Source organism: Anaerobacillus arseniciselenatis (genome assembly GCF_001865995.1).
GTDB classification, from domain to species: Bacteria; Bacillota; Bacilli; order Bacillales; family Anaerobacillaceae; genus Anaerobacillus; species Anaerobacillus arseniciselenatis.
The window spans coordinates 11,033-35,072 of record NZ_MLQQ01000025.1; the positions used below are offsets into that span (position 1 = coordinate 11,033).

The 24,040-nt window shown below is 37.3% G+C and carries 19 protein-coding genes; 6 read left to right on the forward strand and 13 right to left on the reverse strand.

The genetic code is table 11. The annotated features are described in order from the left end of the window. Nucleotides 1-822: 822 nt before the first annotated feature. From hemY to BKP35_RS11235, 8 genes are all read right to left on the reverse strand, one after another. Nucleotides 823-2,229, reverse strand: a complete 1,407-nt coding sequence (gene hemY / locus BKP35_RS11195) for a protoporphyrinogen oxidase (RefSeq protein ID WP_071313440.1) — start codon at nt 2,227-2,229, stop codon at nt 823-825. Beyond that, entirely contained in the window at nt 2,229-3,170 is a 942-nt protein-coding gene (gene hemH, locus BKP35_RS11200) for a ferrochelatase (RefSeq protein ID WP_071313441.1), read from the reverse strand. The genes hemY and hemH overlap by 1 nt, the downstream gene beginning before the upstream one ends. A 120-nt stretch (nt 3,171-3,290) precedes the next feature. Next, entirely contained in the window at nt 3,291-4,328 is a 1,038-nt protein-coding gene (gene hemE / locus BKP35_RS11205; protein ID WP_071313442.1) for a uroporphyrinogen decarboxylase, read from the reverse strand. A 718-nt stretch (nt 4,329-5,046) separates the two neighbouring features. Continuing rightward, on the reverse strand, nt 5,047-6,570 hold the full coding sequence (locus tag BKP35_RS11215; RefSeq protein ID WP_071313444.1) for a spore germination protein: 1,524 nt from the start codon (nt 6,568-6,570) through the stop codon (nt 5,047-5,049). A 10-nt stretch (nt 6,571-6,580) separates the two neighbouring features. Beyond that, nucleotides 6,581-7,774, reverse strand: a complete 1,194-nt coding sequence (locus BKP35_RS11220) for a Ger(x)C family spore germination protein (protein ID WP_071313445.1) — start codon at nt 7,772-7,774, stop codon at nt 6,581-6,583. Beyond that, a complete protein-coding gene (locus BKP35_RS11225) occupies nt 7,775-8,896 on the reverse strand; it encodes a GerAB/ArcD/ProY family transporter (RefSeq protein ID WP_084031599.1) in 1,122 nt (373 codons plus the stop codon). It abuts the gene before it with no gap. 8 nt (nt 8,897-8,904) lie between these two features. Continuing rightward, nucleotides 8,905-9,108: a hypothetical protein gene (locus BKP35_RS11230; protein ID WP_071313446.1), complete on the reverse strand. Its 204-nt coding sequence runs from the start codon at nt 9,106-9,108 to the stop codon at nt 8,905-8,907. A gap of 298 nt (nt 9,109-9,406) precedes the next feature. Beyond that, entirely contained in the window at nt 9,407-11,563 is a 2,157-nt protein-coding gene (locus BKP35_RS11235) for a transglycosylase domain-containing protein (RefSeq protein WP_071313478.1), read from the reverse strand. Between the two features lie 280 nt (nt 11,564-11,843). Between BKP35_RS11235 and BKP35_RS11240 the strand changes: the two genes are divergently transcribed. Together BKP35_RS11240 and BKP35_RS11245 are read left to right on the forward strand one after the other, a co-directional pair. Further along, nucleotides 11,844-12,575, forward strand: a complete 732-nt coding sequence (locus BKP35_RS11240) for a cytochrome c biogenesis CcdA family protein (RefSeq protein ID WP_245741949.1) — start codon at nt 11,844-11,846, stop codon at nt 12,573-12,575. A gap of 157 nt (nt 12,576-12,732) precedes the next feature. Next, the gene (locus BKP35_RS11245) at nt 12,733-13,914 is read left to right on the forward strand and encodes a M20 metallopeptidase family protein (RefSeq protein WP_071313447.1); all 1,182 of its coding nucleotides are present in this window, start codon (nt 12,733-12,735) and stop codon (nt 13,912-13,914) included. A gap of 884 nt (nt 13,915-14,798) precedes the next feature. Here BKP35_RS11245 and BKP35_RS11250 read toward each other — a convergent pair. The 4 genes from BKP35_RS11250 to BKP35_RS11265 form a co-directional block, all read right to left on the reverse strand. After that, nucleotides 14,799-15,530 carry an EcsC family protein gene (locus BKP35_RS11250; RefSeq protein ID WP_071313480.1) on the reverse strand — a complete coding sequence of 244 codons (732 nt, stop codon included), beginning with the start codon at nt 15,528-15,530 and terminating at the stop codon, nt 14,799-14,801. Nucleotides 15,531-15,676: 146 nt separating this feature from the next. Then, nucleotides 15,677-16,891, reverse strand: coding sequence for an ABC transporter permease (locus BKP35_RS11255; protein ID WP_071313448.1), 1,215 nt, complete (start codon nt 16,889-16,891; stop codon nt 15,677-15,679). 1 nt (nt 16,892) lies between these two features. Continuing rightward, on the reverse strand, nt 16,893-17,630 hold the full coding sequence (locus tag BKP35_RS11260) for an ABC transporter ATP-binding protein (RefSeq protein WP_071313449.1): 738 nt from the start codon (nt 17,628-17,630) through the stop codon (nt 16,893-16,895). A gap of 433 nt (nt 17,631-18,063) precedes the next feature. Continuing rightward, a complete protein-coding gene (locus BKP35_RS11265) occupies nt 18,064-19,647 on the reverse strand; it encodes a long-chain-fatty-acid--CoA ligase (RefSeq protein ID WP_071313450.1) in 1,584 nt (527 codons plus the stop codon). Nucleotides 19,648-20,028: 381 nt separating this feature from the next. Between BKP35_RS11265 and BKP35_RS11270 the strand changes: the two genes are divergently transcribed. The 4 genes from BKP35_RS11270 to BKP35_RS11290 all read left to right on the forward strand — a co-directional run bounded on the left by BKP35_RS11270 (nt 20,029) and on the right by BKP35_RS11290 (nt 23,676). After that, nucleotides 20,029-20,460, forward strand: a complete 432-nt coding sequence (locus BKP35_RS11270) for an HIT family protein (RefSeq protein ID WP_420534826.1) — start codon at nt 20,029-20,031, stop codon at nt 20,458-20,460. A 247-nt stretch (nt 20,461-20,707) separates the two neighbouring features. Then, nucleotides 20,708-21,796 (forward strand): 3-phosphoserine/phosphohydroxythreonine transaminase, encoded by a 1,089-nt coding sequence (serC, locus tag BKP35_RS11275; RefSeq protein ID WP_211274622.1) that lies wholly within the window; start codon nt 20,708-20,710, stop codon nt 21,794-21,796. A gap of 641 nt (nt 21,797-22,437) precedes the next feature. Then, entirely contained in the window at nt 22,438-22,797 is a 360-nt protein-coding gene (locus BKP35_RS11285) for a YtxH domain-containing protein (protein WP_071313453.1), read from the forward strand. Nucleotides 22,798-23,097: 300 nt separating this feature from the next. Beyond that, nucleotides 23,098-23,676 carry an HTH-type transcriptional regulator Hpr gene (locus BKP35_RS11290; RefSeq protein WP_071313454.1) on the forward strand — a complete coding sequence of 193 codons (579 nt, stop codon included), beginning with the start codon at nt 23,098-23,100 and terminating at the stop codon, nt 23,674-23,676. Here BKP35_RS11290 and BKP35_RS11295 read toward each other — a convergent pair. Continuing rightward, nucleotides 23,673-24,008, reverse strand: coding sequence for a DUF1878 family protein (locus tag BKP35_RS11295; protein ID WP_071313455.1), 336 nt, complete (start codon nt 24,006-24,008; stop codon nt 23,673-23,675). The two genes, BKP35_RS11290 and BKP35_RS11295, sit on opposite strands and share 4 nt — an antisense overlap. Between the last annotated feature and the right edge of the window lie 32 nt (nt 24,009-24,040).

The following is a 24,040-nucleotide window of genomic DNA, read 5'->3' on the forward strand; positions in this document are numbered from 1 at the left end:
TCCGGCTCTTTGTGAGTCGGATTTTTTATTGCGACAATACTGATGTGAGGTAACTAGTGCGTATGGGGGGAGTGCGCACTAGTTGGGTTCCTTATGGGTTCGGGCACGCGAGAAGGTCTCGCGTTACCTTTTGGGTGATGTGACGCTTTGTTCGGGCACGCGAGAAGGTCTCGCGTTACCTTTTGGGTGATGTGAAACTCGGTTAGGTCACGTGAAAAATTCTTACGTGCCCTTTATCTGTAACCGTCAAATCATCCACACCTTCTAAAGATAATCTTTTTATGCGAAAGAAACTGATTACTCTTCCTAACTTAAAACTAGTGAAGAGAAATCGAAATCCCGAACTGATTACTCTTCTCTGGTTCAAAACCAGCATAGAGTAATCCAAACGCTCGAATGATTACTCTTCTCGACTCAAAACCAGAATAGAGTAATCCAAACGCTCGAATGATTACTCTTCTCTGGTTCAAAACCAGCATAGAGTAATCCAAACGTTCGAATGATTACTCTTCTCGACTCAAAACCAGAGAAGAGTAATCCAAACGCCCGAATGATTACTCTTCTGAGTTCAAAGCAAGAGAAGGGGAATCGAAAGCTTAAAGTGAGCATTTTACTCTCTCTTTTATAGTGCAATTACACACTCCCCCCCGTAATATTAAGAAACACGAGTTGCACACTCCCCCCGTAATAGGAAGCAACACGCTACCGCACAGTCCCAAATTCCACTACAAATAGTCCCACCACAACGCCCAAAATCACTCCACAACCAAAAGCCCCTTCAGCGAGCTACAAAACTCACTAAAGGGGTAATTTAAATTATTTTTATGAAAGCTGCTTTACGATTTTCTCAACAACAGCTTCACCTTGGTCGATGCAATCTGGAACACCAATTCCTTCAAATGATCCGCCAATAGTATAAACGCCAGGGAGCTGTTTTTGTAACTGCTCCTTTAACTCTGTAACTCTATGCTTATGACCAACTACATATTGTGGCATAGCATCTTTCCAGCGGCGAATAATATGAAACTCAGGTTTTTCATCAATCTCCATCGTTTTGTTTAAATCAGCTAAAACGGCATCGATAATCTCTTCGTCAGACCAATCGACTATTGAATCGTTGCCTGCACGACCTACGTAACAGCGTAACAAAGCATACCCTTCCGGTGCTGAGTGTGCCCATTTTTTATGGGTCCAAGTACAAGCGGTAATGTTAAAATCGTTTTTCTTAGATACAACAAAACCAGTACCATTAATATCTTTCTTAATTGCCTTTTGAGGAAATGCCATCGCAATTGTAGCAACAGATGTTGAAGGAATTTCCGCTAATGGCTTTACAAAGGAATAGTTGCTCAAAGTTTGTTCTGTTACATGGTGTGGTGTTGCCATGACGACATAGTCAAATGTTTCAACAAGACCACTTGAAAAAGTAAGCTCATATTGCTCGCCTTTTTTCTCTACTTTTACAACACCTGTACCTTTAACGATCGCATCTTCATCAAGAAAACTTTCAACACCGTCAACTAAAGATTGTAAACCTCGCTTAAACGATAAAAACATTCCCTTCGGTTTTGCTTTCGGTACATTTTTCGGTTTAGGGGGCATTGATTTTTTCATCCCAAGAATGAGACTGCGATGTTTTTGTTCAACTTGGTGAAATTGTGGAAAAGTTGCCATTAAACTTAATTTATCAATATCTCCAGCATAAATTCCGGATAATAAAGGTTCGATTAAGTTATCAACGACTTCATTACCTAGACGCTTTCGAAAAAAGCTTCCTAAAGATATATCAACGTCTGGATCACTAGCTTTCGGTAAAACTAAATCACCTGCCGCTCGTAATTTTCCTATCGGTGAAAATAACCTCGTTGTTGCAAATGGAGCCATTTGTGTGGGTATCCCCATAATCGCTCCACCTGGGATCGGGAAAAGTTTATTGTTGTTAAGAATAAACGCTCCTCCACCACCGTTATTAACGAGATCTTTTTCTAGCCCGACTTCCTTAGCAAGCCTAGATGCACTTTGTTTTCTCGCTAAAAATGAATCTGGTCCCATTTCAATAACAAAGCCGTTACGATAATCGGTCGTTATTTTGCCACCTAGTTTTGTCGATTTTTCAAAAAGGCGGTACTCACAATCTAAATTGTTCGCTAATATTTCTTTTTGCAAATAGTAGGCTACCGTAATCCCGGTAATTCCCCCTCCAATAATTGCTACTCTCTTTTTACTCATTAGCGCTCACTTTCTTTCAACTTTTTTGTGACGACATCAGCTAAACAATCAATAAACTTCGGCTTTGCATTTGGCATTTCAGGACGGTAATAACGAACTCCTAACTCGTCTGTAACATCTTTACATTCAATGTCGTTATCATAAAGAACTTCTAAATGATCTGCAACAAATCCTACTGGACAATACACAAATGATGTATAACCTTTTTCATTGTATAAATCCCTTGTCAAATCTTGAACGTCTGGTCCGATCCAAGGATCAGGTGTGTTACCTTCACTTTGCCAACCGATCGTATAATTTTTAATTCCTGCTGCTTTTGCAATCAAATCTGCCGTTTCTTGTAGCTGATCAGGATACGGGTCTCCGTTTTGTAATATCTTTTCTGGCAAACTATGTGCTGAAAAAATGACAACGGACTTTTCCTGCTCTGCTTCAGTCATATCAACCATCGTTTTATTGATCGCATCTGCCCAATTTCCAATGAATTTAGGATGATCATACCAGCTGTCTATACTATGTATCGTAGGACCACCAATTTCATCTGAATGCTCTTTGGCACGACCATTATAAGATTTCACACTAAACGTTGAGTAATGTGGTGCTAAGACGATACTTACCGCCTCTTTGATCCCATCTTCTTTCATTTGTGCCACTGCATCTTCGATAAAAGGATCGATATGCTTTAAACCTAAATAAAGCTTAAATTGAACTTCTTCATTAAGCTCATTTAACCTTTTTTCTAACTCTTGCCCTTGTGCTTCGGTAATTTTCGCTAATGGAGAAATACCACCAATGGCTTCATAACGTTCAGTTAGTTCATTTAACGCTTCTTCTGAAGGCTTTCTTCCACGTCTAATATGTGTATAATACGGCTCAATCTCCTCTACCTTTCGAGGAGTACCATAAGCCATGACAAGTAGTCCAATCGTTTTTTTAGACATTTCATTACACCTTTCTTTTTAAATGTACAATTTAAAATTGATAATGTAGAATTATTGAAAGATTCGCTTCGTAGCCAAAGCTTTCAACATTCTACATTATAAATTATACATTTTTAATTTTTATTTCGCTGTATACTCATGAACGAATGCTGTTAATCGACGTAATGTATCAGGTTGGACTTGTGGGAATACACCGTGTCCTAAGTTGAAAATAAAGCCACCGTCATGTTTCAATCCTTGATCTAAAATTTCCTTCGCACGAGATTCAATAACATCCCAAGGAGCAAGTAAAATGGCTGGATCTAAGTTTCCTTGAACCGCTTTTTTAATACCACGCTCACCCGCTTCTTTAATTGAAAGTCTCCAATCTAAACCTACTACATCTAAAGGAAGATCATGCCATTCATTTGCTAAGTGACTCGCTCCTACTCCGAACATAATTAATGGAACGTTCTCTTCTTTTAATGCTGTGAAGATTTTATGCATCGCAGGTTTAATAAACGTACGATAGTCTTGAACGTTTAATGCACCTACCCATGAATCAAAGATTTGAATTGCTTGTGAACCGGCTTTAATTTGTGATTTACAGTACGTGATCGTCATATCAGCTAGTTTGTCCATAAGTAAGAACCAGCTTTCAGGCTGAGAATACATAAACGCCTTTGTTTTATTATAGTTTTTTGAAGGGCCACCTTCAATCATATAGCTTGCAAGTGTAAATGGCGCTCCACCAAATGAAATTAATGGCACTGTTAACTGTTCTCTTAAAAGCTTAATCGTATCTAATACGTAAGGAACATCTGCTTCAGGATTAATTGTGCCTAGTTTCTCTACATCTTGCAGTGTACGTACTGGATTAGAAATCACTGGACCAATTCCAGCTTTAATTTCGACGTCAATACCAATCGCCGGAAGTGGCGTCATAATGTCTTTATATAAAATCGCTGCGTCATTATCGTACTGATCAACCGGAAGTTTTGTCACATATGCACAAAGTTCTGGTTGATGAGTGATTTCAAATAACGAATATTTTTCTTTAATTGCACGATACTCTGGTTGCGATCTCCCTGCTTGTCGCATATACCAAACTGGAACTCGTGAAACTTGTTCCCCTTTTACAGCTTTTAAAAAGTTATCATTGAATGTTTGCGTTGTCATCTTTACCCTCACCCTTCTTATTTATCTTTCTCAGAGTGAATTTCATAATTACCTAAATCGAGCCATATCACACTAAATGTAGTTGCGAGTGTTTTAACGAAACTACATTTAGATACTTAATGGCGATAATATTGCATTATGAAATTCATTAAAATATGTATAAAATACATATATATTAACGTTTTTTCACTATTTATATTACTTTATTTACTATATACTTTCTCGGAATTGCTGTATAGTTTTCTAACGAAGTTGTCATAAAATTGATGATTTTATGTTTCAAAGATTGTTCAAATGTACAAAACCCACATGACAGATACCGTCATCATCTAATATGGAAAAGGAGTGCAATTTTCTTCTCTTCGCTGTAAAGCTACTGAACTCAATAACATCAAGTGGTACTTCCTGGAAAATTCATCGTGTAGCTTTGCGACGAGTAACCGCAGGAGCACCCTCTATCGAATTTTAGAGGCTCGTTCAGAAAATTGCACTCCTTTTTTCATACATAACCATCATAGCTGCATACTTGCCACCACCATCTAACAACCCGAAAAGTTGAACTAGTGTCCTAACCAACAAACCACAAACCAACCAACCTAACAAAACCGATACTCTCAATTTTATCTTAACGGGTAATTCCACTTCAAAATGTGATATTGCTAACATTTTTCTCCTCAAAAAGTGAATGTTCATAAAATCGCTAAATTTAAACCAGTATTTAACCTGACTTATTTTTATCTTCGGGTTTCAGTTCTGGAAAGCGCTTATTCATTAAACTCAATGGCGCTCTTATAAACATATCTAACCATTCACTATAGCGGTACGGTGCAAACGGAGAAGTATAATATGTACCAAAGCTTCGTAATCCTACTAAATGGATATTAATAAATATATAGACAATTACAATCCCATACAATCCCAATGTTGCTGCGCTAAGCATCATTAAAAAACGAAGGAGTCGAAAAGCGATCGTTACATTATAAGCTGGAATTGCAAATGAGGCGATCGCTGTTAATGCAACGACAATGACCATAATCGGGCTAACTATACCGGCGCGAACAGCGGCATCACCGATAACGAGACCACCGACGATGCCAATCGTTTGTCCAACAGCACGAGGTAAGCGAACCCCTGCTTCTCGTAAAAGTTCAATGGTGATCTCCATCACGATCGCTTCGATAAATCCAGGGAAAGGCACTCCTTCGCGGGACCCTGCAATCGAAATCGCCATTAAAGTAGGTAACATCCCTTGGTGATACGACACCATTGCAATATAAATGGCCGGCAAAAACATCGCCAAAAAAGCAGCTAAATATCTAAGTAAACGAGTAAACGAACTAATTTGCCAACGGTCATAGTAATCTTCAGGCGAACGAAACAACATATGGAACGTAATAGGCGCCATTAAACTAAACGGACTACCATCGTGTAAAACAACGACTTGACCGCTCATTAATGCTGCAACTGTTTTATCAGGCCGTTCCGTCCGTAACATTTGCGGAAAAACTGTTAAGACATTGTCTTCTATTAACTGCTCAAGTGTTCCTGTTTCTACGACTTGATCGGTGTCAACGCATGAAATCCGATAACGCATCTCATCAATATATCGTTGATTCGTAACCCCTTTTATATAAAGAAGTGCAAAATCACTTTTCGCCCGTCGACCTAGCGCACCAAATTGAACCGTTAAATTAGGATCACGAATCCGTCGACGAATTTGTAAAATGTTTGTATGTAACGTTTCGACAAAGCCATCTCTGGGACCACGAACGACGATTTCACTTTCAGGCTCGGAGATACTTCTTTCATTAAATTGACGAGTTTCAAAAAGAATTAACTCCTTAATGCCATCAATGATGAGAATCGTTTCTCCTGATAAAAACGGCAACATTGCTTTTTCAAGTGAAGTTTCCGTCGTTAATTCCGATATTGTTACTACTTCCTCCTGTAAATAAGTTAAAAAATCTTTTTGATCATACCGTTTCACGTCCGTAAAGTAGATTAAAGGACGGATGACATCTTGTTCAATACTAGCTGAATCACAAAGTCCATCGACAAAAAATAAGGTTGCCCGAATTTTCTTGCCGATCAGAAAATCTCTTTGGATGATATCATCGCTTTCACCGACGATATTGTTTATTGATTGAACCGTTTCATCAATATCACCTGTAAATTTGATCTCATATTCTTTTTCTTTTCTTACTTCGTCTGAATGCAGTTTTGAAAATAGTTTTTTAAGCATCGCTTATCTCCTATGTTAATTGCTCTTTCGTCATATAATGTCTAATTTTTGCTTTTACACTAATTTCAATATTAGCATTGGAGAAGTATCCGTCCTCTCCGTCCCACTCATCTTCTACTTCCTTCCAACGAGCATAGTTTTTCCGTTGAACTGTTTTATATAGTTCAAAAATATCGGCATGAAACTCATTTTGCATTTTCGCGACAATTTTGCTAGCTAGTCTTTCTATTTCTTCTTCTAAAGCAGCCTCAACTTTTTCAATCTCCTCTTGTTCACCGATGTCTATTCCTTCTAACCAATTTTCTGTAAAAAAACCTTCTGCTTTAATTTCAATATGAAAATGATCTTCACCGTCTTTTTGCTCATACGTAAAAACAGAATCCATATTATCGAGTTCAACAACAAAAAGGTTATCTTCTAAGCTTGCTTCAACAATCGCATTTTCTGCTTCTCCTCTAATTAAGTTATACCCTTCCATATCTACTTCCCCAAGCCAACCGATCATTTCGTTCGTTTCCCCTAAAAAAACACCAGCACCAGCAATGACGAAATCTACTCCTCTTTTTTCGGTAATTCGCGGAACGATATAACTGTGTTCCTCAACAACACATGTCGCTAATTCACCGATTGGTTTTGGAAACGGCATCCCATGAGAAGCAGGATAATTATCTTGAATCATCTTAATTGAAAGCCCCGGCATCATCTCAAGCGGTAGCTTATCCTCCAACACTTCAAAACCATTACCTTTTGATACAAAAACTAGTGTCGTACGGCGCATTTCATGATCTCTAATATAAAGGTCGATTACTTTCCCAATTGCCCCGGTTCGGGCTATTTCTTCGTTAATAATGATCGCTTTTAGATGTTCGAAATTTAAGCGACGACTCCTTCTTGTAGCAATATGTCTAAGCGTCTTAAAGTTCGTCCTTCCAACAGCGCTAATATTAAAAAAAGGAACTTGTTCAAAAGCAAGGTCTTCAGTAACTGTGCCCGGGATTACGACTTGAAAAGTCGTCTTGTATAATTGTTGTGGATCAAAGTTCTGTTCTTTTTTAAACTGCTTCTTATATTGTTCATAATCTTCTTCTTCAAGAGTATCGATCGCTAAAGCGATGACAAATCCAATTTCTTCAATTTCCGTTAAATCCCAACAAGAAGTTAACGTGAGCAACACTACAATCGATAGTAACCATTTTTTTTTCATTTACATCGCCTCACTATTCCCTTGCTGTTTCGATTTCTTTTTAATGAAAACATATAGATAACCACATAAAAGCGCAAAACATGTCAGTCCTAGTCCAAAGTATGAAACATAATCACCTAACATAAAGGCTTCTTGGAGTGATACAGGAATGAACGTAATAATAAAGGAAAAAAACGTGATCACAATCGCAATGGTCGATACTCGCGCTTTTTTTACAAATTCATCTTTAATGATTTTCGTTGCTAAAAAATGGACGATTGCCATCGTATTAAAGATCGACATGATCCAAACGGTGATCATTAGTGGTTCAATTCTCTCAACTAAACCTTCAATAATTTCAACTTCTTTCGCTAAAGCAACTAGCGGAAAAGCTATGATCTTCGTGACCTCAAGACCTATAACCATGTAACACATAACAACAATTAATAAATACAAGAAAGCAACAAAAGCAATGCCTGCGTTCACTAAAGTTGCTTGTAAGTCTTTTCCCTTCATATACGCTAAAAAGAAAAACAAAATTTCAATTCCTAAAAAAGAAAGTGACGTTTCTTGAACTCCCATAATGATCGGAGTAATTCCTTCCGCAGCAATTGGAAAAATCGCGCCGAAACTCGCATCATGTAAATTAAAAATAACGATTAAAGTGATAACGAATACAACAAATGGAAAGAACATTAAATTTAAATGAACGATGCCTTGAACTCCTTTTGTTACGGCATACGTTGTCGCTAAAAAAATAAATAATACGGTTACTTCTGACGGGGTCCTGTCTAACAAATACATTCGCACGACGACCGTTAAAATTCTTGCTTCATAGGCGAGTAACGTAACAAAATAACAAACAAATGCGATGCTAAATAGTTTACCGATCCACTTAGCGACCGATTGATTCCCCCATAGACCGATGAACGATTTTCCAGGAAAGTGACGATGTAAGCGAAATATCAGCAAAACGAGTACCATATTTAAGACGAGCCCTAACACGATCGACATCCACCCATCTGTCGTTTCTACCGATGCAGCTAGTGCTCTTGGTAACGTTAAAATCCCTACACCGATGACCATTGAAACAACAGTAATCGCCATTTCCAATTTTGAAATTTGATAACTATGCGGATTCAAACGACCACCTACTCACTTTCTGAATTTCGACTTTGCTCAAGCGCTTTTCGCTGCTGTTGATTTTTCTCTTCCATCCACGGAAGCTTTATTTTTTTTTGGACCCAATCATTAACCCTTTGCAATGCAATCATGAATATAACAAAGCCAACTGCTGTCCAAAATGACCCTCGACTCGGGAGAAATCCTAACACTCTATCCAATAAGTCATCCATATACGTCTCCTAACATTCGTTTGGTAATGATAGTATTTTTCACCAGTTTATCCTTCAATATGTATATAGAGAAAATAATCCCCAGAAAATGCTTGGTTTTTTGCATGTTTCCAAGTCTAAACCATGCATTATAGCCCTCAGTAACGACCGCTTTCTTTTATAAAAGTTAACGACAAAAAAGAGGCTGTCCCTCAAGTGGCTGACACCTTGTAGCACTTCCTAAATATAGACGTATAAATTTATTATCCGTCTATATTTGGTTGCTAACGGTGTCTGACACTTTGTTTTGGGACAGCCCCTACTGGTCAACTGAAAATAATGAAAAACTTGCTTGTGCTCGGTTTGAAGCATTTCCTTCGATATTTGTTTGTGGATTGTATGGTTTAACGACGTAATCTTTCATCGAAAATAGATTTACGCCACGGACGACATACTCACCCGTACCTTCTACTTGTCCGATCTTTAATAATTGGCCGCGGTCCGTCACTTCATAAATATTGTAACGCAACCGTTCATCATCAGAAGTGGTCCAATTTAATTGAACATTTAAACCTAAGCCTCTAAACGATAGCGCCGCTTTTAAATCATTAACTTCAACTAAGCGAACAGGAGGGTCAAGTTCTAACACACCTTCTGGTTTTGAAAAAACGAACGAAGATGGTTCTACCGCTTTTTCATTCACAATTTCTTTAAATAATTTCGTCGGATATGAACTTCCTACTGTTAAGTGGTGAGCCTGATCGGTTCGGTCAAAACCGATCCATAATGCACCTACTACATCAGGGGTGTAACCGACAAACCAAGCATCTCTAGCCGCACCAGCTACTTCTGTAAAAGAAGTCGTTCCTGTTTTTCCTGCTAATGCAACATTAACATTTCCATGTCGTCCTGTTCCTTCTTCGACTACGGCTTCTAGCATTCTTGTCATGTACCAGGCCGTTTGAGCGGAGATGACTTCTTGTTCTAACGGAGCTACATTTGCAATTAATTGTCCGTTACGATCATATATTTTTGTAATAAAAAATGGTTCTACCATTTTCCCTTCTCTTGCAAAAGGCCGGTAAGCCGTTGCTAATTCAAGCGGCGTTAACCCTTCTGTCATGCCACCTAACGCTAGAGCTAACCCTTCTTCTTCAATTGGAATATTCATCTGGTCGAAATAGCTTTTTCCTTTTTCAACAGAAAGCTCATTTAAAAGCCAAACGGCAGGTGCGTTCGCCGAATCTCTAACTGCGTCATACATCGTCAACATGCCTTCATAGCGGTTCGTATAATTACGTGGCTCGTACCCATCATAATCAACGAGCTCATCTTGAAGTAACGAATACGGTTCATACATTCCGGTTTCTAATGCAGGACTATATACGACTAAAGGCTTAATCGCAGAGCCCGGTTGCCTTTGAACATTGACACGGTTTAACCCTCTTCGAACGTAATCTCGCCCGCCTTGAGCTACTTCGACACCCCCAGTTTCATTGTTTAATAGGACGAGAGCTGCTTGAACGTCTTGATTAGGTCCGTTTTCCGGGAAATAATCTTCGTTTTGAAACTTGTCATACGCTATTTGTTGCAAGTGAAGATCCATCGGTACAACAATCGTATAGCCACCTCTTAATATTTCAGCACTTGTAAGCTGGTAACGACTTTCCGCTTCCTCTAACACCATATCTATGTATGTTAAGTAAGCTGGATTTTCTGATATTTTATTAAAATCAACTTGAATGGTACGCCCTTGCAGTCGAACCACTTCCTCCGCCGTTAAATACCCTCTTTGTTCCATGACACTTAGTGTAAGGTCTCTTCTTTGTTTACTTAATTCAATGTTATTAAATGGAGAATATGAATTAGGTGCCTTCGGTAAACTTGCAAGTAGTGCGCCTTCCTCAACCGTTAAATCACTAACATCTTTATTAAAATAAAGTTTTGAGGCCGCTTGAATTCCATAAGCCCCATGACCAAAATAAATTCGATTTAAGTACATTTCGAGAATTTCTTGTTTACTATAACGTCGCTCTATATTCATCGCAATTAACACTTCGTTCGTTTTCCTCATCCATGTTTTTTCATTTGAAAGAAACGTATTTTTTACTAATTGCTGTGTGATCGTACTACCACCTTCCACTTTCGCACGAGCAATAATATCGCGATATACAGCTCGTCCAATCGCCCGAAAATCTATACCACGATGATCATAAAAGCGTGCATCTTCTATTGCGACAAAGGCGTCTTGCACATGTTGTGGGACATTTGAGATTGGAACAATATGACGATTTTCATTGAATAATTTCGTAATGATTTCGCCATCTTCATTTACTAGAGTAGTAGTTGCATCCATCACAAGTTTTTTATTATCAATTTTATAATTTCCAATTAAAATAACCGTCATATAAATAGAAAAGCTTAATACTGTCATGATTGACAAAAGCAATGCACCAATCATGAGCTTCTTTTTCATACGCATCAAAAGCCCTCCTTTTTGAATGTTGCGTGTTGAGTTTTGAATACTGTGTTTTGAGTGATTGAAAGTATTGCTTCGTAGCTTTGAAGCTACTATTCTTTATATTTTAACTTACGTTCGACAAATATAGAACATTTTTGCACTTTTCTATAATATACGAGCGAGATATCATAAAGTTACAAAATTGTTTTTAGATTGTTAACATTTGTCCATGATAAAATGGAGGAAAGAATGTACAATTACTATGTACGGTATTAATTTATAAGAGGTGTTTGCTTTGGAAATTACTGAATTTACGTTTATATCGATATGGATTGCCTTATTTGCGGGTATTATTTCTTTTTTATCTCCTTGTATCTTCCCGTTAGTACCGGCTTATTTAGCTCAACTAACAGGTACATCGGTATCGAACAACCAACTAAACGTAGACAAAAAAATTATCTTATCTAGAAGTATCGGGTTTATTATCGGCTTTACAATTATTTTCCTACTACTAGGAGCTTCGGCTACAGCATTCGGTCAATTGTTCATGAAAAATCGTGAGCTTCTTGAAAAAATTGGCGGTATTATCATCGTCGTATTAGGCTTACAAATGTACGGTATTTTTTCTTTTAGAATGTTAATGAGCGAAAAAAGACTTAACTCTAAACCGAAAAAAACGACGAGCTTTTTTGGATCTGTAGGCTTCGGCTTTGTTTTTGGGGCAGGATGGTCACCTTGTATCGGGCTTGCACTATCGTCAATATTAATTTTATCTGCTCAAACAGGAACGATGGCTTCTGGAATGCTTTTATTATTGGTTTACTCGATTGGACTAGGAATTCCATTTATCCTTGTTGCCCTTTTATATTCAAAGTCGTTAAACAAAATTAAAAAAATCAATAAGTTCCTTCCGATTATTCAAAAGGTTAGTGGGGTAATCATGGTTATTCTCGGTATCCTATTATACACTGGGTTATTCGCTAGAATTTCTGGGTGGTTAGCTCAATTTATCCCTTTTAATATTTAAGTATTAGCAGGATTTTTTGACAAATTGTTGAATAAAGAATTAATGCTCTTTTAGGGGCTGTCCCACAAGTGTCTGACACTTTGTTTTGGGACATTCCCATTTTTTAAAAGTTCTATAGAAAATGGCTTAAATACAACTTAGAGAAATGAGGAGTTTGATGAAAGAAAAACTATTTACTTTTATAGAGGAAAATTACGAAGAGATGGTCTCACTACGTCGCCATCTCCATGAATATCCTGAACTTTCATTTCAGGAAGTTGAAACTCCGAAGTTGATTGCCGACTATCATCGAAAGCTTGGACATGAAGTAAAAGAACAAGTCGGTGGACGTGGCGTAATCGCTATACTTAAAGGGAAACACCCTGGCAAAACAGTAGCATTAAGAGCAGATTTTGATGCTTTACCAATCCAAGACGAAAAAGACGTACCTTATAAGTCTAAAAACGCAGGAGTTATGCACGCCTGCGGCCATGATGGACATACTGCAAGTTTACTTGGCTTATCAAAAGCGTTAAATGCTGTTAAAGGTGAACTATGTGGTACAATCGTTTTTATTCATCAACATGCGGAAGAGTTAGCACCAGGTGGTGCACTACCAATGATTGAGGACGGTTGCTTAGATGGTGTTGATTACATCTTCGGGACACACCTTTGGGCGACAGTCCCAACTGGAACAATCCAATATAAAAGTGGTCCGATCATGGCAGCGGCTGACCGTTTCGAAATTACTATCCAAGGTCAAGGTGGTCACGGGGCAAAACCTCATGAAACAAAAGATTCAATAGTGGTTGGCGCACAAATCATTACCGCTCTCCAACAAATTGTCAGTCGTCGTGTTAATCCAATGGAATCCGCTGTAGTTTCTGTCGGCTCTTTCGAAGCAAAAAACGCCTTTAACGTAATTGCTGACAATGCTAAAATAATCGGCACTGTTCGTACCTTTGACGAAAAAATTCAAACATTAATTGAAAAAGAGATTCAAAGAATCGTAGATGGAGTATGCCTTTCCGCCGATGTGAAAGGAAACTTAGTATATAAAAGAGGCTACCCTGCGCTCGTTAATCATCACGAAGAAGCAATGCAAATTGCACACATAGCAAGTGGCATACCTGACGTTAAAGAAGTGGAGGATATGGAACCACAAATGGGTGGAGAAGATTTCGCTTATTACTTACATCACGTCAAAGGAGCGTTTTTCTTTACAGGTGCGAAAAGTCCTTTAACCGAAACAGCATACCCACACCATCATCCGAAGTTCGATTTCGATGAAAAAGCATTGCTCGTGTCAGCTAAGCTGTTAGGTGAATTAGCACTTTGTTATACAGCTAATGGTGAATGAGATTTAATTGGTTTGAGTTTTGAGTTTTGAGTTTTGAGTTTGAGGGTTGAATTTTGAGTTTTGAGTTTGAGGGTTGAATTTGAGTTTTGAGGTTTGAGGTCTAAGACCCGAAGTTTGAAGTCTAACATTTGAGGTTGAGGGTTTTGGTTAAATTTTAAGCTGAGGGTTTGAGAGTAAATAGAGAATAATTCTGGAGTGTGAGTTGTATTGTTGCAACTCGCACTCTTTTTGATATTGGTAGGTCTGTTTTCGCATGGAATGAACTATTTATGCAGTTTATTTTTGCGTCACAGTATGGAGAGAGTGTGCAGTATTAATAAAGCTAAATGGTGTAAAACAAACAGCGAACTCTTTAGGGAGAAATATCATCCTTGGCCTATAAATTCCCCCTCCAAAACATGGATTGAAACAAAACTGATTACTCTTTCTACATCAAATCCAGAGAAGAGAAATCCAGTGTTAGAAAGGGCGCATTTCTACTGCATAGTCTCGCGTGCCCGAACAAAGCGCTACCTCACACAAAAGGTAACGCGAGACCTTCTCCCGTGCCCGAGCAAAGTGTCACATCACACAAAAGGTAACGCGAGACCTTCTCCCGCGCCCGAACAAAGCGTCACATCAACCAAAAGGGAACGCGAGACCTTCTCGCGTGCCCGAACAAAGCGTCACATCAACTAAAAGGGAACGCGAGACCTTCTCGCGTGCCCGAACGAAGCGTCACACTCACCAAAAGGGAACGCTAGATCTTCTCGCATGCTTGACCCGATAAGGAACCCAACTACAGCACACTCTCCCCATAATGCATACTATCGAGCGAGTGCGAATTACTACGCGTCACCCCCAGACTGCGAAGCAACATGATTTATTTAGCCAAAACTTTTATTTCAACTTCCCCCACCCAAAACTCTCATCCGATAACTATTCTTGGCGGTTTCGCCTAGTACTTCAAGGAAATGATAGTTAGCGAAGGCCCCGACGATCGCACCAAAACCTGGGATGACCTGCAGTAACTTAATAAGATCAATGTGATCGCGGTATTCGAGCTGAAACTCTTTCCAATCAATTTGTTGTAAATACGTTTCTTTATCGGGGAGGTTCCTTTTAATTTCTTCCCAATCCTTAATCTTCTTTAAAACTTCTTTCTTTTTTTCATCGCTTGAAAATGCGAGTTGAAAAAGGTATAAAATATAAAGTCGTTCACGATAGTCTTTCACGTCATAGCCATATAAACTAGCGGCTTCAAATAAGAACTTCATTTTAATTGATAAAAGGAGCGGGAAATCGACCATCCCGAGCAAAATTCCCCCTGCGCCTGTTCCTGCCCCTTCAACCGCCGCCGTTTTCTTGTACGCTTTAACTTTTTGCTCCAGTCTCACTTCTCGCTCTTCTAACGTGGCTCCTTCGACAGGAATGGTTGTTGTTGTATATTCCGCTCCCACTAAAGTTGCATGAACCATATTTTTCACACTCGTAGTGAATACTTCGTGCACTTTTTCCGGAATTTTTTCATTAACTTTATTTTGAATTATTTTTGTGTATTTTTTGCTAAGCGAGCCACTTTTCTCAATTTTTCTTTGCCAACGCTGCAATTCTATATTCGCTTTTTCCTCATACAAGTTTGCCACATCTTTTATCCCCTTTCAGTTCGTTTTTTAAGTCAATGAATTTCATAATTCATTATTCTCGCCACTAAGAACAATATATAGTTGCTTCAAAACCACTCTCAAACTATATATTGTGTGATGTGGCTCATTTTTGGTAATTATGAAATTCTCTTATGTAAAAGGAAATAAGAATATGCGTAACTCATGACAATTCCGGCTAATAATACGAGGGCCGTTTCCACAAAATGAACCGTCGCTACCCACGTTGCTACTGCAAAAACGATCGTTTTAATCAATAACAAACCAAAAACAATTTTGCTAAAAGAGTCTCTCCTCATTTTTTGATCGATCGGATACAAATCGATCCATAGCTTTAAATCATGATGCTTCGATAATGTTGACAATTGTAAAGCTGACATGTAAATAATTAAAAGCGCAACGAACAGTTTACCGAAATCAATTTGCACGTAAAACAGTAAGACGACCCCAATAATCATCAAGCGACTGTATATTCCAAAGTAATCATTCGCTCGGATAAATGATTTTAAATACAAATACGAAAAAGTCGATGATTGGTTTAAAGAAAGTAAATTCGGGATTGCACTTAATATTTTACGACTTTTCACTTTTGTACGTAGTTTCGGAACATCGGTAAACATGTTGGCAATCCGATAAAATGTCATCACCATTCGCTCTTCCACTTCGATTAAATGCTCCCATTTTAAACTATGCTGTTTTTTGATCGGTTGATAATAAAAAATAAGTAATAAACTTTTTATGACGATCACCGCAATAATAAAATAAATTGAGGCACCGACAAATAACAAATATGTTAATGCAATATTTACGATAAAACGTGCGAATTTATGAGTAGTACGCGTGCTAGAGAATAATAGCCTTCCTTCTTCAAACTGAGATAAAAGATTCCACCCTTTACTTAAAAGTAAGACTACGATAATAAATAACAATGAATGAGCATCATCTACGATAAAATGTCGATATAGTGGTGTAAAAAGGACAATGATAAGCACAATAACAAAGCCTTGCATTACTAAAGAATAGTAAAAAGAAGAACGAAAATAATTAGCAAGCTTCCCTTCAACAGGTGATAAAAAAACGAGATCTCCTTCTTTAACAAATGTCCTCACCGGACTTTTCGTCAAAAGTAATGCTGTGATTACTGCTAAAAGCAGCGCTGCCGGAAAGTTCTCCGGAAGCCATCTTAACAACTCTGCATAATAGTAACTACCGACGATAATCGCTAAGTAAATCGTAAATAAAAATCCGCTATTTCCGATTAAACGTAAGTAGCGTATCGCCATATTCCAATAATCTTTTATACGTTTACTCCATAACTCTTCAACACTATTCATATTAATCTTCCTTTGTGACTTCAATGTAAATGTCATCAAGAGCAGCTTCTGGCATGTTCATTTTTTCTCGAAGCTCCTCGAGTGTTCCTTCAACGATGATTTTGCCGTGGTGAAGCATTATAAAACGATCACAATACCTTTCGGCTGTAGATAAAATATGGGTCGACATTAAAACACCGGCACCTCGTTCTTTCATGTCAACAATATGATTTAGTAACGATTTAATCGCCAGAGGATCCAATCCGATAAAAGGTTCATCAACGATATAAAGTGGCGGATACAATAAAAACGCACACATAATCATTACCTTTTGGCGCATTCCTTTTGAAAAATGACCCGGAAACCAGTTCAACATCTTTTCCATACGAAATTCTTTTAATAATGCTGCACTTCTTTCTTCTAACTCTTTCTCTGATAGCCCGTAAGCCATTGCCGTCACATTTAAATGCTCTTGTAACGTTAAGTCCTCATATAAAATCGGAGTTTCTGGTATGTAAGAATAAGAACGTCGATAGTTGTTAGGGTCCTCAAGAAACTTTTTAGCATTAATTTTTATCTCACCTGATTGAGCTTCCATCAATCCTAAAATATGTTTAATCGTTGTACTTTTGCCTGCGCCGTTCAAGCCAATTAAACCGACAATTTCACCTTTATTCACAGAAAATGAGATATCGTGTAAAACCGGTTTTCCTTTATGGTAACCACCACTCACTTGATGTAACTCTAATAATTTGCTCATAGTAGCTCTGCTCCTTAGTTTTTTTAAATCTGCAATATATATTTTCACCGAGTGAATTTCATAATTATCTAAGTTGAGCCATATCAAACTAATATTTAGTTGCGAACAACTTAACGCAACTAAATATAGATACTTGATGCGATCATAATGAAATGAGGAAATTCCACTCAGTATAAATTAGAAAATTTTTCTATAACTATAGTATCAAATTTTCAAAGTGATTGGTAATTTGAGTTTTGAGTTTCTGTGCGGTGACTCAAGGAGTGTTCTATGACTTAAGAAAGACCAAAGAAAAGACAATTTTTAAATTGAGTTTCGAGGTTTTATTTTGAATATTGAACTTTCAATTTTTAATTTTTAATTTTTAATTGTGAATTGTGAATTGTATATTATAAAAAGGACAACCCAGAGTGAGTCGCCCTTTTATTTTAAACTAGTTTACTAACCGATCTGACTTCCAAAACTGTTTGCGGATATGAACTTTTTGTATTTTTCCAGAAGCGGTTTTCGGTAGTTCATCTGTAAACGTAATTGATTTTGGTACTTTAAAATGAGCGAGTTTTTCGCGACTAAATGCGATTATCTCTTCTTCTGTTAACGTTTGACCCTCACGGATAACAATGACCGCATGCGGTACTTCTCCCCACTTTTCATGAGGAACTGCAACTACGGCTGCTTCTAACACCGCGGGATGTTCGTACAGCACCCCTTCAACTTCAATAGAGGAAATATTCTCTCCCCCACTAATGATGACATCTTTCTTTCGATCAACGATATCAATATAACCATTCTCATCAACCGTTGCCATGTCACCGGTATGAAGCCAGCCGTTCCGAATCGTTTCCATTGTCGCCACTTCATTTTTCCAATACCCTTTCATGACACCGTTTGAACGAGTGACGATCTCACCAACTTGCTTTCCGTTTTTAGCTACCTCTTTCCCATCGTCATTGATGACTTTTACTTTCGCACCGATCATTGCATATCCTGCTTTTGCTTTGAGACGATATTGCGTTTCTTTTTCAAGCGTCTTTTGTTCCGAGCGAATTCTAGAAGTTGTAAACAATGGGGAGGTTTCTGTCATCCCGTACACTTGGACAAATTCCCAACCCAAGTCTTCTTCCACTCGTGCAACAAATGCAGGTGGAGGAGCTGAGCCAGCAATAACAACACGCATATTTTGCTCAATTTTTGACCCATTTTGGTTATGATATTCTAAGAGCGCGTTTAGGACAGTCGGTGCCATATGAGCTACTGTTACCCCGTATTTTTGAATTTTTTCAAAAATTACCTCAGGTTGCACTTTTCGAAGCATCACTTGAGTCGCTCCGTTAGCCGTGTAATAAAATGGCGATCCCCAACCATTGACGTGAAACATCGGTAAAATATGAAGCAACGTATCTTCATCATAAACCCTTATGTGATGCATTGCAGACATAGCATGTAAATAGTTGTTACGGTGTGTTAACATCACTCCTTTTGGGTTTCCAGTCGTTCCACTCGTATATAACAAGCATGCGACATCTTCTTCGTCTAAAAGAGCCCGTTGAAATTCATCTTTCGAATATTGACTTAACCACTGATCATAGTTTGTAATTTGTTCGCTCAGGTTTGAACAATTATGAACAATGATTTTCTCAACAGTTGTTAAATCGTCTAAAATTGGTTCTACTAGTGGAAAAAGCTCTTGGTCAACAAATAATACTTTACTTTCACTATGATTTAAGATGAATGTATAATCATGAGGTTGCAAGCGAGTGTTTAAAGCTACCATGACAGCTCCTAATTGAAAAATCCCATAAAACCCTTCTAACATTTCAAGAGTGTTTGGAGCTAAATACGCAACTTTATCGCCTTTTTCTACTCCTAAATCCCTTAACCCGTATGAAAGTTGGTTTACTCGTTCATTAAGCTCGCTGTAAGTAACTGTTTTTTGATCGTCGATGACTGCAGTTTTTTCACCATACAAAGTGACCGCTCGGTCTAAAAAATCTGTAACTATTAATGGTACATGCATAGACGAACCCCTCCCACAAATATGTTTAAATATTTACAATTTTCTAAATTATAACATATTTGTTTTTGAAAAGAGTGTATTTTTAGGAAAATTTCCTATATTTTTTTAAAATTCCATACATATGCGCATGACGGTATTCCATCAGGAATGAAAAATGTCGATCGACTTTCTTTCGCTTCGCTGTAAATCTCTATCGACCTTTAGAGGCTCACTCAAGAAAATCGACCGAGCATTCTTTTTCCATACAAAAACTTCATGAAGGCACACCGTCACCATCTGATATGTAAAATCGCAATTTAATCTCTTTTATGATAAAATGTGGAAAATTCACCCATAAAACTTTTACATAATGGGAAACGTTATTTTGAAAGGATGATTATATTGAGTTGTGAAGAAAATTGTATTTTTTGTAAGATTGTCAGTGGAGAAATCCCGGCAGCAAAAGTGTACGAAGATGAGCATGTTCTTGCTTTTCTTGACATTAGCCAAGTAACAAAGGGGCACACACTTGTTATTCCTAAGTTACACGAAGAAAATATTTTTGAATTAAAGCCTGAAACAGCGAAACAACTCTTCGGTGTCGTACCCAAAATTGCTAATGCCATTAAAGAAACGTACAAGCCACTAGGTTTAAATATTTTAAACAACAATGGTAAGGATGCGGGACAAGCCGTATTTCATTACCACCTCCACCTCATCCCTAGATATGGAAAGGGAGACGGCTTCGGGGCTGTTTGGAAAGATCATAGCAGTCAATATTCTGCGGATGACCTACAACTAATTGCTAAAGAAATCTCTTCATCTTTGAAGTAAACCGCTGTCCTCCGCGACAAAGAATAAATTGCGGGAGAGAAAACATAAAATAAGCGACCCAAATGGAGTATGAAATCACACCACGATTCGTACTCCATTTTTGTCCGGCATAAACTCGAACATCGTAAAAATTTTGTGAATAATTAAAAAAAGGATAGATTATAAGACTACTTACATGATAGGATAAAAATATTATTTTAATCATTTAACGTACCACTGTAAATTTAAGTTGAGGGAGTGAATAACTTTGAAAAGAGCCTACAATTTCAACGCCGGCCCTTCTGCATTACCAGAGGAGGTTTTAGTAAAAGCACAAAAGGAGTTAGTGAACTTTAATGAAACTGGCATGTCTGTAATGGAACTTAGTCATCGTAGTAAAGACTATGAGGCAATTCATAACGAAGCTAAAACATTATTAGCTGAACTTTTATCGATCCCTGATAATTATGAAATCCTTTTTATACAAGGTGGCGCTAGTTTACAATTTTCAATGATTCCGATGAATTTTTTAACTGAAGAGAAAGTAGGGAATTACGTATTAACAGGTTCATGGTCTGAAAAAGCACTAAAAGAAGCTAAGATTTTAGGTCGTTCAACGGCCGTTGCTGCTACTACGAAAGAAACAAATTATAACCGTATTCCTAAACTTACTGAATTAAACGTGTCTCCAGATGACGGCTATGTACACATCACGTCCAACAATACGATCTTCGGTACACAATGGAAGGAATTCCCTAACATAGAAAACAACATGTTAATTGCTGACATGTCTAGTGATATTTTAAGTAAACCACTACCAATCGAGAAATTCTCAATGATTTATGCTGGGGCACAAAAGAATTTAGGACCTTCTGGGGTAACCGTTGTTATTATAAGAAAAGACCTACTTGAAAAAACTAATGAAAACACACCATCTATGTTGCGTTATGACACTTATGCAAAAAACAATTCACTATATAATACACCACCAACCTTCTCTATTTACATGTTAAAAAATGTACTTCAATGGGTAAGTGAGCGTGGTGGAGTAGCTGAAACCGATCGTCGTAATCAAGAAAAAGCAGCATTAATTTATAATGCCATTGATGAAAGTAATGGATTTTACCAAGGACATGCTGAAACCGAGAGCCGTTCTTTAATGAATTTAACCTTTAACTTACGTAATGAAGAGTTAAGTAAGAAGTTTTTACAAGAAGCGAAAGAAGAAGGTTTTGTCGGCTTAAACGGTCATCGCTCTGTAGGGGGATGCAGAGCTTCGACTTATAATGCTGTTCCTTATGAAGCTTGCGATCAACTGCAACAGTTTATGACTAAATTTAAAAAACGACATGAGTAGTAAATTTCATAATTACCTAAAACAAGCCATATCAAACTATACGTAGTTGCGAATGGGTTAACGCAACTACATATAGTTACTTAATGGCGAAAATATTGAATTATGAAATTCATTAGAGTAAATAGTAGACACAAATACCTTATAGTTTTGATTCTCCTCTCATTCTAGGGTGGTGAACCTAGATGCATTGAGAAGGGAGATTCCGAACTTATAAAGCTACTTCGCTCCTAAAAATAGGTGCGAAGTAGTAATCTAAACATTCGTTGGTACATCAAAATCATCCGACTCCAAAATAATAAAGAAGGATGGCTAAAATTAAGCTGACACACCCTGTGGCTCCGAGGAAACGACCATACCTCACATATGTTTTTTTGCATTCGAAATCACGTTTCATTTTCCTTACAAATATAAACGTATGAGTCATTCCATAGAATAATAGTAATGCCAAAGAGAATAACGCAAAAATAATACCGTACACTCAATCATCCCCCTTCTTTAAACTTATTCATTTTTCTTATATTATTACGTTAGTAAGAATAATATTATTGAAATATTATATTCATATTCAAACTTCCACTAAAATGTGATAATCTAATAAAAAAACGGACAAACCTATATAAAGGAAAGGAATGGTGATCAAAATGAGTGGAAAAGCACTTTTTTACGGTTTTGTGACCGGTAGTATTATTGGTGGGGCAATTACATTGTTATCTACACCAAAATCTGGATCTGACGTTCAAAAAATGATTGGGTCTAACGTTAATGGATTAATCGATTCTTTATCAAATGTAAGAGAACAAACCATGGAGCTGAAAAATAAAGTTGAAATTGCTGCAAAAGAAGGAGCAACAACGATTAAAACAGTATCAACAGATGTACAAAATTCCATTAAAGAATGGAAAAAGGATGTTGAACCGACTGTAGCTGATATTCAACGTAGTATTGAAGAACTTCACGAGACGATTGATCAATTGGAATCCGAAATCAAAAAGCCTTTATAAAAAGAAAAGCGTAAGCGTTGCTTCCACTCAGTCATGTGGTGGAAGCCTTTTTTTTCTTCTAGTGGAGTGAATTTCATAATTACCTAAATTGATCCATATAGAGACTTAATGGCGAAAATATCGAATGATGAAATACATTAGGTAAATATTATCAGAAAAATAAAATAAATTCATTTTTTTATTGTTATTCGTTTATTTTATGTGATATTATGAATATATCATTTTATCGAAAAAATAATGAATTTTCTAAAAATACTTCATGGAACGTACGTGAAATAATTTTAAAATCGGAGGTCTCATATGGATAATAACGCGCCATACTCCATCAAGCAATCAATTATATATGGTCATAAAGTTGCTCAATTAAGTAAAGCGCTATGGAAATCGATTGAAAAAGATTGGCAAAATTGGATTAAACCATTTGATTTGAATATTAATGAACATCATATTTTATGGATTGCCTATCACTTAGAGGGGGCTTCAATTTCTGATATTGCCAAGTTTGGTGTAATGCACGTTTCTACAGCGTTTAACTTCTCAAAGAAATTAGAAGAGCGAGGGCTTCTGACATTTTCTAAAAAGCAAAATGATAAGCGTAATACGTATGTTTTCCTGACAGAACAAGGGGAAAAACTTCTCCTTGACACTTTAGCCGTCTACGACCCTAAAGACACTGGTGTTTACGAAGGTTCACTACCAATTAAAGAACTTTATGGTAAATTTCCAGAATTTTCAGAGGTCATGTCGATCGTGAAACATATATACGGCCCAGACTTTATGCTAATCTTTGAAAAGACGTTTGAGAAAATGGACCAAGACTTCACTGATAAAGATGGACGCTTAATGGCAACGCAAAACATTAAAGCTGAAACAAGTTAATGATTTTTGATCGTTTTTAAAAACTCACTCATTAAGTTTCGATAGATACCTTGCTTATGTAAGGCATCTATCGTTTTATGTGGGTCTAATTTATAATTTAGCATACCGACAAAGTGAGTAAGAAGAGGGAGAAATGTAATAAAGCCTTCTTCTTTTTGTTTTTCATATTCATCATTTAGCTTTTCACAAAGCTCTAGAACTTCTTGTACTTCATTTCTAGATAATTTTTCATTGACGACCATCGTGTAGAAAGGAAAAGCACCATTCGTTAATGAAAGAAGAAGCTCTTGATAAAACTCTAACCGTAACAATTTTTCTTCATTCGTTTCCATTTGGTAGTAATCCCCTTTCTATACAAAGTCGA

Excerpts from the sequence above, each read along its gene's own strand:
- BKP35_RS11245 (WP_071313447.1), top strand. The coding sequence starts at position 12,733 with ATGAAAGAAAAACTATTTACTTTTATAGAGGAAAATTACGAAGAGATG.
- hemY (WP_071313440.1), bottom strand. The coding sequence starts at position 2,229 with ATGAGTAAAAAGAGAGTAGCAATTATTGGAGGGGGAATTACCGGGATT.
- hemH (WP_071313441.1), bottom strand. The coding sequence starts at position 3,170 with ATGTCTAAAAAAACGATTGGACTACTTGTCATGGCTTATGGTACTCCT.
- BKP35_RS11290 (WP_071313454.1), top strand. The coding sequence starts at position 23,098 with ATGGATAATAACGCGCCATACTCCATCAAGCAATCAATTATATATGGT.
- BKP35_RS11265 (WP_071313450.1), bottom strand. The coding sequence starts at position 19,647 with ATGCATGTACCATTAATAGTTACAGATTTTTTAGACCGAGCGGTCACT.
- BKP35_RS11260 (WP_071313449.1), bottom strand. The coding sequence starts at position 17,630 with ATGAGCAAATTATTAGAGTTACATCAAGTGAGTGGTGGTTACCATAAA.
- BKP35_RS11285 (WP_071313453.1), top strand. The coding sequence starts at position 22,438 with ATGAGTGGAAAAGCACTTTTTTACGGTTTTGTGACCGGTAGTATTATT.
- hemE (WP_071313442.1), bottom strand. The coding sequence starts at position 4,328 with ATGACAACGCAAACATTCAATGATAACTTTTTAAAAGCTGTAAAAGGG.
- BKP35_RS11235 (WP_071313478.1), bottom strand. The coding sequence starts at position 11,563 with ATGAAAAAGAAGCTCATGATTGGTGCATTGCTTTTGTCAATCATGACA.
- BKP35_RS11255 (WP_071313448.1), bottom strand. The coding sequence starts at position 16,891 with ATGAATAGTGTTGAAGAGTTATGGAGTAAACGTATAAAAGATTATTGG.
- BKP35_RS11230 (WP_071313446.1), bottom strand. The coding sequence starts at position 9,108 with ATGGATGACTTATTGGATAGAGTGTTAGGATTTCTCCCGAGTCGAGGG.
- BKP35_RS11215 (WP_071313444.1), bottom strand. The coding sequence starts at position 6,570 with ATGCTTAAAAAACTATTTTCAAAACTGCATTCAGACGAAGTAAGAAAA.
- BKP35_RS11220 (WP_071313445.1), bottom strand. The coding sequence starts at position 7,774 with ATGAAAAAAAAATGGTTACTATCGATTGTAGTGTTGCTCACGTTAACT.
- BKP35_RS11295 (WP_071313455.1), bottom strand. The coding sequence starts at position 24,008 with ATGGAAACGAATGAAGAAAAATTGTTACGGTTAGAGTTTTATCAAGAG.